At 63.1% G+C, this 16,790-nt stretch carries 9 protein-coding genes; 6 read left to right on the forward strand and 3 right to left on the reverse strand.

Annotation, left to right across the window (positions count from 1 at the left end; genetic code table 11):
• Positions 1-74: 74 nt before the first annotated feature.
• Positions 75-464: an Hpt domain-containing protein gene (locus VE26_RS08960; RefSeq protein WP_046104623.1), complete on the reverse strand. Its 390-nt coding sequence runs from the start codon at positions 462-464 to the stop codon at positions 75-77.
• Between the two features lie 357 nt (positions 465-821).
• On the opposite strand from VE26_RS08960, the gene VE26_RS08965 reads away from it, so the two are divergent.
• Complete coding sequence (locus VE26_RS08965; RefSeq protein ID WP_046104624.1) at positions 822-6,305, forward strand: apolipoprotein A-IV repeat region-like domain-containing protein; 5,484 nt, start codon at positions 822-824, stop codon at positions 6,303-6,305.
• Between the two features lie 82 nt (positions 6,306-6,387).
• Here the strand turns inward: VE26_RS08965 and VE26_RS08970 are convergent, their stop codons facing one another.
• Positions 6,388-7,302 carry a helix-turn-helix domain-containing protein gene (locus VE26_RS08970; RefSeq protein ID WP_046104625.1) on the reverse strand — a complete coding sequence of 305 codons (915 nt, stop codon included), beginning with the start codon at positions 7,300-7,302 and terminating at the stop codon, positions 6,388-6,390.
• Positions 7,303-7,517: 215 nt separating this feature from the next.
• On the opposite strand from VE26_RS08970, the gene VE26_RS08975 reads away from it, so the two are divergent.
• The 5 genes from VE26_RS08975 to melA all read left to right on the forward strand — a co-directional run bounded on the left by VE26_RS08975 (position 7,518) and on the right by melA (position 14,971).
• On the forward strand, positions 7,518-9,542 hold the full coding sequence (locus VE26_RS08975) for an ABC transporter substrate-binding protein (protein ID WP_046104626.1): 2,025 nt from the start codon (positions 7,518-7,520) through the stop codon (positions 9,540-9,542).
• Positions 9,543-9,714: 172 nt separating this feature from the next.
• Positions 9,715-10,725, forward strand: coding sequence for an ABC transporter permease (locus VE26_RS08980; RefSeq protein ID WP_046104627.1), 1,011 nt, complete (start codon positions 9,715-9,717; stop codon positions 10,723-10,725).
• Positions 10,722-11,909: an ABC transporter permease gene (locus tag VE26_RS08985; protein WP_084620161.1), complete on the forward strand. Its 1,188-nt coding sequence runs from the start codon at positions 10,722-10,724 to the stop codon at positions 11,907-11,909. Before VE26_RS08980 ends, VE26_RS08985 begins: the two co-directional genes overlap by 4 nt.
• A gap of 10 nt (positions 11,910-11,919) precedes the next feature.
• Entirely contained in the window at positions 11,920-13,584 is a 1,665-nt protein-coding gene (locus tag VE26_RS08990; RefSeq protein ID WP_084620164.1) for an ABC transporter ATP-binding protein, read from the forward strand.
• Positions 13,585-13,603: 19 nt separating this feature from the next.
• A complete protein-coding gene (gene melA / locus VE26_RS08995) occupies positions 13,604-14,971 on the forward strand; it encodes an alpha-glucosidase/alpha-galactosidase (RefSeq protein ID WP_046104628.1) in 1,368 nt (455 codons plus the stop codon).
• Positions 14,972-15,076: 105 nt separating this feature from the next.
• Here the strand turns inward: melA and VE26_RS09000 are convergent, their stop codons facing one another.
• A complete protein-coding gene (locus VE26_RS09000) occupies positions 15,077-16,618 on the reverse strand; it encodes a tryptophan halogenase family protein (protein WP_046104629.1) in 1,542 nt (513 codons plus the stop codon).
• Between the last annotated feature and the right edge of the window lie 172 nt (positions 16,619-16,790).

Here is a 16,790-nt window from a genome sequence, read left to right on the forward strand (position 1 = left end):
GCATCAGAATATCTGGCCGCTATATAGGTGCAGAGCCTTTTTGGGTCAAATGCCGGCGCCCCGGGGCCGAAGGTTCAGTCATCCACGCCGGCCAGCATCCGGGTCACGAAGACCCGCACTTCCTCCACCGCGATTCCCAGATCGTCGATCCGCTCCGCTCGCAACGGTCGGCCTGCCCGCAGGTCGGCCTCGCAGGCTTTTGCAATGTCGACGATGCCCCAGGCCCCTACCCCCGCTGCCGATCCCTTGATCGAATGCAGGTTGATGGCAAGGTCGTCGAAGCTGGAAGCCAGCTTGAGCCGGCCGAAATAGGTGGTGAGCGTGGTATCGAAGAGCCGCAGGATTTCCAGCTCGAGATTTTCGTCGCCAAGGCATTGCTTGGTCAGATGCACTAGGTCCACCGGTCGCGCCGGTCGGGTCATGCCCTGGGCAACGGGCGTTTCTGCAACGGCTCTCTGGGCCATCGGGCTCTCCAAACCGACGGCGCTGCGACCGTCATCTCCATTTCGGTGTTGAAGACTTTAGGGGCGGCGCGTGAATCAGAGATTAAGCCACATCTTCGCCTTGGTTCAGCCGTCCATTCCTTAACGTTTCCACCCGAAAAATTAACCTTTGGGTAAGAAACCGTTCGGTTTGCATAAAATTGAATGTATGAATGGGCTTTGAACCAGCGCGCGGCGGCGAGTGGTTGGGGGAACGATGCGGGGCAATTGCATCGAATTGTTCCGAAATGGCTTTGGGCCCGGAAAGGGCTATGGCGTCATGTCTACTCCCGAAAACCGCCTTGTCGCTGCTATGTCGACGCGAGAGTTGTAAAGAGTATGGCGAAGAATCCGACCCCGCAGAACGATCCGGCCGCCCTGGCCTTCTCGGCCGTAGAGGACGCTCTCAAGGATTCGGTGTTCAGCCTGGACACGCCTTCCGAAAAGAAATCCGAAAAGAAGGCTGCGGAGCCGGCGCGTTCGGAGCGGCTGCGTGCTGCTGACAAGATCGCCCAGCAAGCCGGCGCCGTCGCCAATGACGACCGCATTTCGGCGTCAAAGCTGCTCTACGGTCTGCAGACGCGTTCCTCGTCTGCCCCGACCTGGCTGGCCTTCGTGCTCTCCGTCATCTGGGTTGCCGCCACTGGCGTCGTGGCATGGCTGCGCCTTGGTCCGCAGATGACCAATTTCAGTGCCTTTGTCGGCACCATCGAGTTTGTCGCCGTACTCGCCATCATGGTCCTTCCGGTCCTGGGCTTTTTTGCGGTCGCCACCCTGTTCCGTCGCGCCGCCGACCTGCGCAACGCCGCCTCGTCCATCACCCAGGCGGCCATCCGCCTTGCCGAACCTGAAGTGACCGCCGCCGATAAGGTCGCGTCCGTCGGCCAGGCGGTGCGCCGCGAGGTCAACGCCCTGGGCGATGGCCTGGAGCGGGCCCTGTCGCGCGCTGGCGAGCTCGAAGTGATGATCCACAACGAGGTCACCGCCCTCGAGCGCACCTATTCCGACAACGAATCGCGTATGCGCGCCCTCATCGCTGAACTGGCCAGCCAGCGCGAAAGCGTGCTCACCAATACCGAGCGCGTGCGCGAAGCGATCACCGAAAGCCATACCGGCCTCGTCTTCGATCTGGACATGATCAGCCAGCGCATTGCCGGCACCATCGTGGAAAGCGGCGGCAACCTCACCCGCGCTCTCGAAACTGCCGGCAATACGCTCAATAGCGGCTTCAGCGAGCGCGCCGACAGCTTTGTCGGTCTTGTTGAAAATCGCACCACCGATTTCCTCGGCGCTCTAGACCAGCGCTCCGACCGCCTCTCGCTGGGCTTTGACGAGCAGACTGCCGCCATGGAGCGTGCCCTTGACGCGCGTTCCGCCCAGCTCAATTCGGGCATCGAAGACCGCATTGCCATTCTCAATGATGCGCTGGACGCCCATGCCTCGGGCATCGCCTCCGCCATCGACGCCCGCACCCAGCAGATCGCCGATCGCACAGATGCGGCCACGGCCAGTTTCGAAGATCGGTCGCGTACCATTGCCGGCCTCATCGAGGCGCGCACGGGCGAACTGGCCTCGGCCCTCGATGACCGCACCAATACGCTGGCCAATCTTCTGACCGATGGCGGCTCTTCCCTGCTCGACCAGCTGCGCAGCCGCGGCGACGAAGTCAGCGCCGCCCTCGCCGAGATCGGCGCCCGCGTCTCCGGTGACATTTCCGGTCGCGCCACCGAGGCCGAATTGCTGCTCGCGACCATGACGCGCCAGCTCGATGAATCGGTCTCCATTCAGCTCAATGCGCTCGATAGTCGCCTCCAATCGGCGATCATCGAGATCAACGGCGCCTTGGACGAAACCTCGGAACGCGCCCGCCTGACGCTCTCGACCGCCGGCCAGGATTCACTTGGTCTGTTCGACACCCGCCTGACAGAAATCACCGGCCTGCTCGACGAAAAGCTGCATGCCCTCGACAATGTCATCGGCGACAAGGGCGAAAACCTGATCTCGCGCCTTGACCAGCAGGGCACGAGCTTTGCCGCCCGCGCCAATGTGCTCGAAATGGCGCTTAATGAAGAATCGGGGCGCTTCAACGACATCGTCTCCGAGCGGACCCGCGAATTGAGCGAGGTGCTTGGCGCCAAGACCAAGTCGGTCTCCGAGACCATCGGCAACCGCACGCGCGAAATTGCCGAGACGCTCGACAGCCGCGCCGGCCAGCTCGCCGAAACCTTCGACAGCCGCGCCGGGCACATCGACGAAATTCTGGCCGCCCGTGCCAGCCAGGTCACCGAGGCCATTGGCATCCGCACCACCGAGCTGGACGAGACCCTGGCCGCCCGCGCCTCGGAAATCGCCGCCTCCATCGCCATTCGTACCGATGAATTGCAGCAGACCCTGGGTGCCCAGACTGCCGGTATCGCCGAAACCCTCGAAACGCGGTCTGCCGAGCTGCAGCAGGCGCTTGCGGGCCAGGCCAGCCAGATGAACGAAGCCATCCGCATCCGGTCCCAGGAGCTGGGACAGACGCTCGGCACCGGCACCCAGGCCTTCGACCAGGCTATTGCCGGTCGCACGCAGCGCCTCGCCGACACGCTCTCCGAGCGCACCAATGCGCTTTCGCTCGAGCTGGAAACCCGGACCAACGACCTGTACGGCCAGATCGACGAGCGCACCGGCACCCTTGTCAGCCGCCTCGAAGAACGCTCGCAGGAAATCTCCGGCGCACTCGATAGCCGTACCGACGCCCTCGCCGGCATGCTGGCGAGCCGCACCGATGCCCTTTCCTCTGCCATCGAGAGCCGCACCGAGGCTCTTTCCGGTGCCATCGAGAGCCGCAGCCAGCATCTGTCCGGTGTTCTGGAAACCCGCGGCCAGGAACTGGCCAATGTTCTCGACACGCGCAGCCAGGAATTGTCGGGCGTCCTCGACACCCGCACCCAGGAACTGGCCGGGGCCGTGCAGAACCGCACTCAGCTCCTGTCCGAAGCGCTTGCCGGGCGTACCCAGGCCCTGTCCGATACGCTGGCCACGCACACCACGTCGATCGGCGAGACCATCGGACTGCATACGGCCGAGCTGGCCGAGACGCTCGAACAGCAAAGTGCCCGCGCCCGCGACAATATCGATGGCTCGCTGCGCCAGGTCACCAGCACCATGCAGGCGCGTCTCGATGAAATGTCCACAGTCGTCTCGGGCAAGGTTGCAGAGGTCAATACCAGCCTCGGCGACGGGCTCGACACGGCCATTGTCCGCATTTCCGACGCCGAGAAGGGTATTGCCGCCAGCATCGAGCAGGCCAGCCAGAGCGTGGGCGAAAGTGCGCGCCAGGCCGCAGCCCTCATCGAGAGCGGAGTGACCTCGGCCCGCAACGCCATTGCCGAAATGGTCGATCAGCGCCTGGGCACCCTGCCCGAGGCAATCACCGCCCGCGCCGACATCACTGCCGAGCGCCTGGCCGCCCTCAACGCCTCGATCAGCACCTCGATCACCCAGTCCATGACCGACCTCGAAGCCGGCGCCGACCGCATCGAGGAAACCATTGCCACGCGCATAACCGCTGCCGCATCGGCTATTTCCGACAATGTCGAATCCACCGCGACCCGCATGGATTCGGCTGTCCGCGACGCGCTCGACCAGATCCGTCTTGCGGCCGCCAATATCGACCAGATCGTCTCGGTCAAGGCCGTGGGTGCCGTCGATGCTATCGAAGGGCGCCTCAGCGACATCAACCGGACCGTCGAGGAAAAGACCTCTCACTTCTCGGAACTCGTCACGACCCGTTCAGCCGAGTTGCAGAATGCCCTGGCCAGCCACGGTAACCTGCTGCGCGACGCCCTTGCCGAAAATGCCCATGAAGCCGAGCAGATCATGTCTGTCTCGACCACGCGCATTCTCAGCGACGTCACCAACGCCCTCAACAAGCTCAACGATTCCAACCTGCTGCTGCAGCGCGTTCTCGATGCCTCCACGGCCAACCTGGCGAGCCTCGAAACCAGCGTCGCCCAGCAGACTCAGAGCTATTCGACCACCATGCGCGAAGCCATGGGCCAGACCGAACAGGCCGGCGCAATGGTCACCCAGCATGTGGGCGCCCTGCAGAACACCATCCGCAGCATGGTGGACGAGTTCTCCTCCATTCTCGGCCGCCTCGACGCCGAAGCTGTCGGCCTCACCCAGGCCTCGCAGGCCTTGGAAACCAGCAGCAGCACCGCGCTCGACAATCTCGAGGATCGTCGTGGCGCCATGGATGCCCTGGCCCAGAGCTTTGCGGCCCGCGCCGACGATATCGACGGTCGCATGCGTCTGTTCGCCCAGACCATCGCCGATACGGTCAACGATACAGAGCGTCGCCTGATCTCGGCCCGCCGCGCCATGGACGACGCCCTCCAGGCCACGTCCCATTCCGTGCACGACGTTCTCGAGCAGACAACGACCACGCTTACCGAGGCACTGGAAAGCAATACGAGCAGCGTCAACAACGCCCTCTACAGCACCAGCGAGCGCTTCAACTCGCACCTCAACAGCAGCGTTTCGCAGATGGACTCTGCCGTCCAGCGCGCTGCCGAGGCCGCCGCTGCAGCGCTCAACCAGACGACGAGCTCGATCCGGTTCGCCCTTTCGGACCAGACCGATCACGTTAATTCCGCGCTTGAGGAAAATGCCGCCAAGGTCAGCGACGTTCTCACCTCGACGGCCAGTTCCGTCACCGACGTGCTCACCACCACCACCAGCAGCCTGGCCGACACCATCTCGGACTCGACCAATTCGGTGCGCAGCGCCATTGCATCCAATACCGGCCACCTGCGCCGCGCCCTCGACGAAACCTCCGACGAAGTCACCGGCAAGCTGGGTGAATTCCACTCGGTTGCCGATACCGAGGGCCGCCGCGCCAGCTCTGCCCTGCAGGAAGCCCAGCAGCGCATGGTCGAGGAAATGCAGCGCGCCATCGAGGATGCCACCAAGCGCTTCGCCGAGACGGCCCGCTCGATGCGCGACACGGCGCGCGAAGTCGGCGGCGAGCTCGAAGCCACCCGCGCCGAGCTGGCCCGCGGCGTCAACGAGCTGCCGGAGGAAACCCGTGCCAGCGCCGCCGCAATGCGCCGCGTCGTGGCCGAGCAGATCGAGGCGCTGAGCGAGCTCAACGCCATCGTGCGTGCCCAGCCCGCCAGCCACGACCTCATCGACCGCCGCTCGCCGCAGCGTGCGCCGCGCCAAGCTGAACCGCAGCCGTCTTACCAGCCGCCGCGCCAGCAGGTCGAAGCCCCGCGCGAAACCTATCGCGCCGAGCCGGCCCGTCAGGTTCTGGTCGATCCGATCCGCAGCGCCCCGGCTCCGCAGCCGGCACCTGCACCTGCACCCGCATCGGCCCCTGCCCCCGCTCCTGCCGCAGCTCCCACCGCTCAGCAACAGCCCGAGGCCGAGGGCGGCTGGCTTCGCGACGTGTTGCGCAATGCCTCCGCCAAGCAGCAGGCCGGTAACACAGCACCCCAAACCGGCCTCTCCGGTCTCAGCGAGGAAATCGTGCGGGCCATCGATGACGGCGCCCTCGCCGATGCCTGGTCCCGATACCAGTCCGGCGAGTCCAACGTCTTTACCCGCAGGATCTATTCGCTGACCGGCCAGGGCACCTATGACGAGGTCCGTCGCCGCATGCAGCGCGACGCCGATTTCGCCCGTACGGCCCAGGCCTACATGAGCGAGTTCGAGCAGCTGCTCAAGCGCGCCGCCGCCGGGCCCAATCCGTCGGGCGAGACCCGCGATTACCTGCTGTCCGATCGCGGCAAGGTCTATACCACCCTCGCCCATGCCAGCGGCCGCCTCAGCTGATCGCGCGAGATCCGAAAAAGGACGAAGGCCCCGGAGCAATCCGGGGCCTTCTTCTTGGGCGGTTACACCACGTGCGCCATGCCTAGCGGATATTGTCGCGCCGCATCTGGTTGGGCGTCATGCCATAGGCGCGGCGGAAATGATCGTAGAACTGGGTCTGCGAGCCGAACCCGGCCTGGAAGGCGATATTGGCGACCGATTGATTGCCGTCGAACAGCAGCGATCGCGCCCGGATCAGCCGCATGCGCACCACGAATTTCTGGATCGAGATATGCATGACCTTGGAAAACAGATCTGCGGCATAATTGGGGTGCAGGTCCACAACTTCGGCAATGTCCTGCGCCGTCAGCGGATCGGCAATGTTCTCCACGATATGGCGCACCATGCGCACCACATAGCGCACCGGCGTTGCGCTGCGCGTCCGCGTTCCCGACTTCTCCAGCCATGCCGGCAGCAATGTTTCCCAGCCGATGATTGCCGCGCGCCGGAACATGGAGCCGATTTCGGTACGCGCCAGATCGGTGCGCAGAGAATTGCCGCTGCGGTAATCGGCGTGCCAGCGCTCGAGCGTTTCCAGCCCCACGCATTCGGGCGAGAGCTGGATGACCCCTCCCCCCATCAGCGTTTCGGTCAGCCGGCCCAGCTGTGACATTTCGAGAAACGAATCCATGGGCAGGTAGATGTTGAGCTGTCGCCCCTCGCCAACTGCATCCAGATTGACCGTCTGGTGCGGAATGCCGGCCCAGAAGGCGATCAGCCGGTTGGGCCCCACGCTCACCCCGCCGCCGTCGAACACGTAGTCCATACGGCCCTGGGTCAGCCAGTTGAACTCGATATGCCCATGGGTGTGGGGTTGCGCCATGATCTGGGGCGGAAAGATGCGGATGCCGAACCGCCCGAAGGCTTTCCCCGACGCATAAAAGCTTCGGTCGGGCCGCGGCGTGGGGCGCGGCGCCCGCTTTTCGGTCACGCTGATGCGCTCGCCATCCTCAATCATACTTTTCCGTCATTTCTTTGAATCCCGGAAGAAGTCTCTACTATTTCGGATTGTTTCGACACTGGCAAGCGCTAGGCTTTCCCTCATGCACGGGGTCAAGGCCGGAGGAGTGAGCGGCCCGCATTCTGCATTTGCAGCCCCGGCAAAAATGGGAGGTTCCTTTGAGAAAGCCTATCTATGCCCTTGGCGGGGCAGGACTTTTGCTGTCCGTATCCATGCTGGCCCTGCCCGCGCAGGAGCTCAGCGGCGAGTTGCCAGACCCGCCGGAATTTGCCGCGCAGAGCGAGCCGATCTTCGTCAGCATTTCTGACATCCTCGAATACCGCGCTCTGCCCGAATATCATGAGCCCGATTGGGTCACCTCGAAATATGTGGATGCCGGCACCTTGCCGCCCGTGGCCGAGCGCCTGCCCAAGGAGCCGATGGTCTACAAGGTCGGCAACATGCCCGACGGCGTCGGCGTCTATGGCGACACCATGCGCCACGTCATCGGCGGCCGCCCCGAAGGCTGGAACTATATCGGCGGCCAGAGCCAGGGTTGGGGCGGCATCGACATCGGCCTCTCAGAATGCCTGACGCGCACAGGCCCGCTCTTCATGGTCAAGGCCGAAGAGCTCGAGCCCATGCCAAACCTCGCCAAGAGCTGGGAATGGTCGGAAGACGGCAAGGAACTGACCATGCACCTGATCGAGGGTGCCAAGTGGTCCGACGGCGATCCGTTCGACAGCGAAGACGTGATGTTCTACTGGAACGACAACGTCATGGATGCCAACGTGTCCCCGCTCAACGGCGCCACCCCTGAATCCTTCGGCGTCGGCACCACGCTCGAAGCCATTGATGCCTACACCATCAAGTGGACCTTCCAGGAAGCCTTCCCTACCCAATATCTCTACACCATGGCCTATGGCACGTTCTGTCCGGGCCCCAGCCACCTGCTCAAGCCGCAGCACCCGAACTATTCGGACAACACCTACGAGCAGTACAAGAACGCTTTCCCGCCCGAATATATGAACATGCCGGTCATGGGCGCGTGGGTGCCGGTCGAATATCGCCCGGACGACATCATCGTGATGCGGCGCAATCCCTATTACTGGAAGGTCGACGAGAACGGCAATCAGCTGCCCTATCTCAACGAGATGCATTATCGGCTCTCCACCTGGGCAGATCGTGACGTCCAGGCCGTTGCCGGCTCGGGCGACTTCTCCAACCTTGAGCAGGCCGAAAGCTACGTCGAATCGCTGCGTCGTTCCGCTGAGGATTCTGCGCCCGCCCGCCTGCAATTCGGCGCCCGCACGATCGGCTATGCCCTCCAGCCCAATATGTCGGGCAATGGCTGGGGCGAACCCGATGCCCGCGCTCAGGCCGTTCGCGAGCTGAACCGTGATCTCGATTTCCGCAAGGCGATCTCGATTGGCCTGGATCGGCAGCGCCTGGGCGATGCTTTGGTGCGTGGTCCCTTCACTGCCATCTATCCGGGCGGGCTCTATGCCGGCACGAGCTTCTACGACAAGGAGTCCACCGTCTATTATCCCTACGATCTTGAAGCGGCCAATGCGCTTCTCGATGGCTTGGGACTGATGGATACCGACGGCAATGGCGTCCGCAATTTCCCCGAAGGCACAGCCGGCGGGGCGGACGTGGAAATCACGCTGCTGGCCAATTCCGACTACGGCACCGATACAAATCTCGCCGAAGGCGTGATTGCCATGATGGAGCCGCTCGGCCTGCGCGTCATCGCCAACTTCCAGCAGGGGAATGCGCGTGACGACATGGCGGCCTCGGGCCAGTTTGACTGGTCGGTGGTGCGTCAGGGCGCTGAAATGGTGTCCATCGTGCAGAACACGGCGGCCCTGGCGCCGACGGGTCCGCGCATCCACACCTTCCACCGTGCCGGCAGCGATGGAACGCTGGATCTCCTGCCGTTCGAGCAGGAGCTGGTCGATCTGGTCAACAGCTTCGTCACCACCAGCGACAATGAAGAACGCGCCGAGATCATGAAGGATTACCAGCGCATCTTCACCGAGAACATCTACTCCATCGGGCTCACCCAATATCCGGGCGCGCTGATCATCAACAAGCGCTTTGCCAATATCCCGGCCGGCGCCCCGATCTTCCAGTTCAACTGGGCCGAGGACAACATCATCCGTGAACGGGTGTTCGTGCCGGAGGACCAGCAGGGCGGCTATGAGCTGCATCCTGAAACCCTGCCGGGTGAACCGGGCGGCGCGGGCGCCGTCTGATTGGAAACCAACGAGGGGCGGCCACCGCCGCCCCTCTGCAGCCCTCTGCCCGCAAGGGCCGGAACCAACTCAGTGACCTTTGGCAAGATCGCGCCCAATGCGCGGTCTGCCCCCTCGCCCTCAGGGGCGGAGGGTCGGGGTATGGGGTTTATCCCTAGTCAATGAGGCCTTTATGCTTCGCTTTCTCGTCTTCCGCATTCTTGGCGCGATCCCGCTGCTGTTCCTGCTCAGCGTCGTGACGTTCGCCATCATCCAGGCGCCGCCCGGCGACTATGCCGATTACATCCGCTCCATGCTGATCAATCAGGGTGGGGTGCGGCCCGACCTGGCTGAAATCCAGGCTCAGGCCTATCGCGAAGCCAATGGCCTCAACGACCCGCTGGTCATGCAATATTTCCGCTGGATCACCGGCATCGTCACCCGCTTCGATTTCGGACACTCGCTTTATTACAACAAGCCGGTGGGCAATGTGATCGCCGAGCGCCTGCCGCCGACCATTGCCCTCGCTCTGGTCTGCCACCTCCTGGCATCGTTCCTGGGCATCGGCCTGGGCATCATCGCCGCCACCCGCCAGTACAGCTGGGCCGATACGCTTCTGGGCATCATCTCCTTCCTGGGCATGACCATTCCGCGGTTTCTGCTCGCCATCGTCATCCTCTACGTTCTCGTCTTCCGCATGGGCGTCAACGAAATCGGCAATTTCAATTCAGCCTATTGGGGCGGCCAGCCCTGGGGTTGGGGCCGGTTTGTCGACCTTGTCTCCCATGTGTGGCCGGTCATCTTCATCGCCACCTTCGGCGGGCTCGCCTATAATATGCGGGTGATGCGCGCCAATCTGCTGGACGTGCTCAATTCCCAATATGTCGAGACGGCCCGGGCCAAGGGCCTGCCCGAGGGCGCAGTCATCATGAAGCATGCCGTGCCCAACGCACTGCATCCCCTGGTCGCCTATCAGGGTGTCGTCCTCCCCTACATGCTGACGGGCGAGATCGAGGTCGCCATCGTCTTCGGCCTCGCCACGGTCGGCCCGGCCATTGTCGGCTCCATGGCCGTCGGCGACGTCTTCGTCACCGCCAGCTTCATGCTTGTTCTGGCCGCCACGCTCATCATCGGCAACATCATCGCCGATATCCTGCTCGTTGCGCTCGATCCGCGCATTCGCCTCGGAGGCAACAAGGAATGAGCCGCACCGACAATCATTCGTCCATTCCGCTGCCTACCGATGCTGCAGGCGGCCCCGCACCCACGCCGGCCGAAGAATCGTCGGCAAGCGCTGTCGTTACCCGCTTCGGCGCCAAGAGCGAAACCTACGCCATGCTGGTCTGGCGACGGTTCCGTCGCTCTACCATGGGCATGATCGGGCTCGTGCTGGTCATGCTCCTGCTGGTGGTGTCTATTTTCGCCGACTTCTTCGCGCCCATGGACCCCAGGGCAACCAACCTGCCCTTTGCCCCGCCGGACCTCATCGCCTTCGAAGACCCCCAGGGCAATTTCAGCCTCATTCCCTACGTCTATCCCATCGGCGACACGGGCGAATTCGATCCCATCACCTACCAGCCACTGACCGGCGCGGTGAAGGACGACCCGACCCCAACCGGCTTTTTCGTGCAGGGCTACAGCTATCGCCTGTTCTGGGTGATCCCGACCAATATCCATTTCTTCGGGTCCACAGACGGCCGCCCGATCCAATTGCTGGGCACCGACAAGTTCGGCCGCGATATCCTTTCGCGCGGCATTATCGGGTCGCGCATCAGCCTGATGATCGCGCTGGCCGTGGTCACCATGACGACCATTGTCGGCACGCTCGTGGGCATTACCTCCGGCTATATCGGGGGCGCCGTCGACGCCTGGGTGCAGCGCTTCGTGGAATTCGTTCTCGCCTTCCCCCAATTGCCGCTCTATCTGGCGCTCACCTCGCTGATCCCGGTTACGGCGCCGTCCAATGTCTTCCTCACCTTCGTCATCTTCGTGATGGCGGTGCTTGGCTGGGCCCAGCTCAGCCGGGAGGTGCGGTCCAAGACATTGTCACTGGCCCGCATCGAATATGTGCGCGCGGCAATCGCCGTAGGTGCCACCGATCGCCGCATTATCCTGCGGCACATCCTGCCCAATGTGCTCAGCCACATCATCGTGGCCATCACCCTGGCCATCCCCTCCGTCGTGCTGCTGGAGAGCTTCCTTGGCTTTCTCGGCTTCGCGGTGAAGCCCCCGCTCGTCTCCTGGGGCCTCATGCTGCAGGACACCGGCACCTTTTCGGTGATCGGCTCCTATCCGTGGATTTTGAGCCCCGTCATCTTCGTGCTGATCACCGTTTTTGCCTTCAACGCGCTCGGCGATGGCCTGCGCGATGCCGTAGACCCCTATTGAGGAACAGCAGATGACCGAAACGGAACTGGCGCCTGCAGAACGGCACGATCTCGGCAAGCACGGCCGCGAACTGATCCTGGATGCACGCAATATCGGAGTGGACTTCAAGGTCGAGAGCGGCGTGGTCAATGCCGTACGCGACGTGTCCTTCCAGTTACACAAGGGTGAGACCATCGCCCTTGTCGGCGAAAGCGGCTCGGGCAAGTCGGTGACCGCCCGCACCATCATGAAGCTGTTGACCAAGCGCGCCACTATCCTGCCCGACACGCGCATCACGCTTTCGGGCAAGGATGTCGTGGGCATGAGCGACAAGGCCATGCGCAAATTGCGCGGCAACGACATCGCCATGATCTTCCAGGAGCCGATGAGCTCGCTCAATCCGGTCTATACGATAGGCCAGCAGATCTGCGAGATTATCCACCTGCACAATCGCGTCTCGCGCGATGAAGCCATGAAGCGCGCCGAAAAGCTGCTCGAGGAAGTGCAGATCCCCGAGCCCCGCGCGCGCCTCAACAATTACCCCCATCAGCTCTCGGGCGGCCAGCGCCAGCGGGTCATGATCGCCATGGCGCTCGCCAATCGGCCGGACGTGCTCATCGCCGACGAGCCCACCACGGCGCTCGATGTCACCGTTCAGGCGCAGATCCTCAACCTGATCAAGGATCTCAAGGACAAGTACGGCATGGCGGTGATCCTCATCACCCATGACCTGACGATCGTCCGGCAATTCTCCGAATATGTCTATGTCATGCAGAATGGACGGGTTCAGGAGCACAACGAGACCGAACAGCTTTTCGCCAATCCGCGCCATGCCTATACCCGGCATCTGCTTGCATCCGAACCGAAAGGTACGGCCCTGCCGCTGGCCGAGGGCGCGCATGACGTCGTGCTCGAGGGCAAGGAGGTCAAGGTCGCCTTCACGCTGAAACGGGGCGGTTTTTTCAAGCCCGACTTCTTCGAGCTCAAGGCGGTCGACAATCTCGACATCAAGCTCATGCGCCACGAAACGCTGGGCATCGTGGGCGAGAGTGGGTCGGGCAAGACCACGTTTGGACAGGCCCTCATTCGTCTCATCGGCAATCAGGGTGGCCAGATCTGGTTCGATGGCGAACGCATCGACGGGAAGGACCGCAAGGGCATGCGCCCCTTGCGCAGCCGGATGCAGATCGTCTTCCAGGACCCCTTTGCCAGCCTCAATCCGCGCATGTCCATCCGCCAGATCATCGAGGAAGGGCTGATCGTGAACGGCATCGGCGCCAACACTCAGGAGCGGATCGATCGCGTCCGCCAGGCCTTGGTCGATGCCGGCCTGCCCGACACGATCCTCAACCGCTTCCCGCACGAATTTTCCGGCGGCCAGCGCCAGCGCATCGCCATTGCCCGCGCCATCGCGCTGGAGCCCGAATTCATCCTGCTCGACGAGCCGACCTCCGCGCTCGACCTGTCGGTGCAGGCCCAGATCATCGATCTGCTGCGCAAGCTGCAGAACGAGCGGGGCCTGTCCTATCTCTTCATCAGCCACGACCTCAAGGTCGTGCGCGCCCTCTGTCACCGGGTCATGGTCATGCAGCATGGCCAGATCGTCGAACAGGGGCCGGTGAACGAAGTTCTCATCAATCCCAAAACCGAATACACGGCCCGCCTTGTGCGCGCCGCGTTCGAAATTGCCGCCTGACCCTGGAGTTACACTGAAAATGGCAAATCCCAAGATCACCTTCATCGGCGCCGGTTCCTCGGTGTTCATGAAGAACATCGTTGGTGACATCCTGCAGCGCCCCGCCCTTGCCGGGGCCGAAGTGCGGCTGATGGACATCAATCCCACCCGCCTCGAGGAAAGCGAGATCATCGCCCGCAAGCTGATTTCCACCCTCGGCGTGCCGGCAACCGTGCAGACCTATTCCAATCAGCGCCAGGCGCTGGACGGCACCAATTTCGTCGTCGTCTGCTTCCAGATCGGCGGCTACGAGCCCTCGACGGTCATCGATTTCGACGTGCCGCGCAAATACAACCTGCGCCAGACCATTGCCGACACACTCGGCGTGGGCGGCATCATGCGCGGCCTGCGCACCGTGCCGCATCTTTGGAGCATCTGCGAGGACATGCTGGAGGTGGCACCCGACGCCATCATGCTGCAATACGTCAATCCCATGGCCATCAACACCTGGGCCATCTCGGAGAGATACCCGACCATCAAGCAGGTCGGCCTCTGCCATTCGGTGCAGGGCACGGCGGCCGAACTCGCCCATGACCTCGACATCCCCTACGAGGACATCCGCTACCGCTCGGCCGGCATCAACCACATGGCCTTCTTCCTCAATTTCGAGCATCGCCAGCCCGACGGCACCTACAAGGATCTCTATCCCGAGCTGCACCGCGCCTATCGCGAAGGCCGCGCGCCCAAGCCCGGCTGGAATCCGCGCTGCCCCAACAAGGTGCGCTACGAAATGATGACGCGCCTGGGCTATTTCGTTACCGAAAGCTCAGAGCACTTCGCTGAATACACCCCCTATTTCATCAAGGAAGGCCGCGAGGACCTGATCGAGAAATTCGGTATTCCGCTCGACGAATATCCCAAGCGCTGCGTCGAACAGATCGCCCGCTGGAAGCAGACCTCCGAGGACTACAAGCGGGCCGACCGCATCGAGGTCAAGCAGTCCAAGGAATATGCGTCTTCGATCGTCAACTCGGTCTGGACCGGCGAACCTTCGGTGATCTACGGCAATCTGCGCAATAACGGCGTCATCACCTCCCTGCCCAATGATGCGGCCGTCGAAGTGCCGTGCCTCGTGGACGACAACGGCTTGCAGCCCACCTATATCGGCGACCTGCCCCCCCAGCTGACGGCGCTGATCCGCACCAATCTCAACGTGCAGGAACTGACCGTGCGGGCTCTCGTCGAGGAAAACCGCGAGCATATCTATCACGCTGCCATGATGGACCCGCACACGGCGGCAGAGCTCGACCTCGACCAGATCTGGAACCTCGTGGACGATCTGCTCGAGGCGCATGGCGACATGCTGCCCGAATGGGCGCGCGGAACTCGGAAGCAGCGCGTCGCCTGAGGCAACGCATCGACCTCCCTCTGCTTCCAGAAGCCCCGGCGCGCCCGCGCCGGGGTCTTTTTTCGCCGGCTTCTCCCCAACCCGGCCCCAACCAGCCGGCAGAAGTCAGCCCATGTCCTGCACGGCCTGCAGGAATTCGGCGTGCCCCATCGCCTGCCGCGCCGCGGACCGATATTCGCGTACCAGCCCCTCGAAGGTCTCCTGCGCAAAGCGGCGCAGCTTGGGGTCGCGCTCCATTTCCTGCCGCGCCAGGGTCTGGTCGAGCAGGCCGAGCCCGTTGAGCACCGGATAGTGCAATTGCGTCTCGATATGCGGCAGCCCGCCCAGATAGCTCGGGAAATGCTCATGGCGCGGCATTTCCCGCTGCCAGTGCGCCAGCCGCTCTCTGGTTTCGGGATGGATGCGGTTTGCCCGCACCTCGCGCCAGAACGGCGTGTCGTCGCGCTCGGTGACATAATGGGTGTTCACGAACGTGCGGAAATCGTCCACCTGCCGCCCCACCCGCGCATTGTAATCGTCCCGCTTGTCCTGCGTCATGCGCGCGGGCTGGTCCATGTAGCGCTGTGCGAACAGCATCATCTGGACGATCGTGCCATGGATGGACGTGGATTCGAGCGGCTCGAGAAAGCTCGAACTCAGCCCCACTGCCACGCAATTGCCGATCCAGGCCTTTTCCAGCCGACCGATCTGGAAGCGGATATCGCCCCGCACCTCGATCTCGTGGCCCAGCACGCGCTCGACTTCCGCCTTGGCCTGCTCGGATGTCGAGAATTCGTCCGAATAGACATAGCCACAGCCATAGCGGGTGCGCGTCGGGATCTGCCACATCCATCCCGCATTCTGTGCCCAGGCGCGCGTGTAGTTGGCCAGCTCCTCCCCTGGCTTCACCTCCACCCAGAACGGCAAGGCCCGATTGACCGGCAATTCATGCGCATAGGACACCCATGGCGCCTCTAGCGCCTTGACGATGATCTGCTTGCGGAACCCGGTGGCGTCGATGAAGAAATCGCCCTCGAGCCGGGAATTGTCATCTATCACCAGGGCCGCGATATCGCCGCTCTCCCCGTCCCGCTCGACGCCCGCCACCTGCGCATCGACCTTATCGACCCCCCGCGACTTGCTGGCAAAGAACTTGCCCACCAGCGCCTGGTCGAAATGAAAGGCATGATGAAACGGCCCCAGCGGGATCAGCGATCCATCGGCCTTGCGCGCATAGGGCGCTTTCTTCTGCTCCAGCAGCGGCTGGAACAGGTGCATGTCCTGAACCGGTCGTCCAGCCGCCACTGCATAGACATTGAGGTAGTCGCTGGGTGCGCCCGCCGGCGCCTGCACCACCTGGTGCGGGTCGTCGATCGGCCCGTAATAGGTATAACCCTTGCGCCGCCAATCCTCGTGCCGGATCCCCAGCTTGAAGCTGGCATCGGTCTTGCGGAAGAATTCGAACTCGTCGATGCCGAAATGCTTGAGCAGCACGCGGAATGCGGCCGTCGTGGCTTCGCCGACGCCCACGGTCGGAATGCGGGAGCTTTCGACCACCGAGAGCTTGATGTTGAGCCCTCGCCGGCGCGCCTCATCCTGCAGGATGAAGGCCGCGATCCAGCCCGCTGTTCCGCCGCCCACGATCACGAAATGCGCTGGTTTTTCCATGCCGCTTTCCTCCTCGGACAGAAGCTAGAAGGCGCTTGGATCGGCGACAAGCGGGGGCAACACGGTCTCCATGCGTTTCTGAGAAAGCCGGAGAAAAGACCGGGACAGACGGACCCCTCCGAGATCGACTTCGTGCTGTCCGCCCCCGGCGTCAGCACCGGATGCGTCTGCA

This window comes from Devosia chinhatensis, assembly GCF_000969445.1.
Classification (GTDB): domain Bacteria; phylum Pseudomonadota; class Alphaproteobacteria; order Rhizobiales; family Devosiaceae; genus Devosia; species Devosia chinhatensis.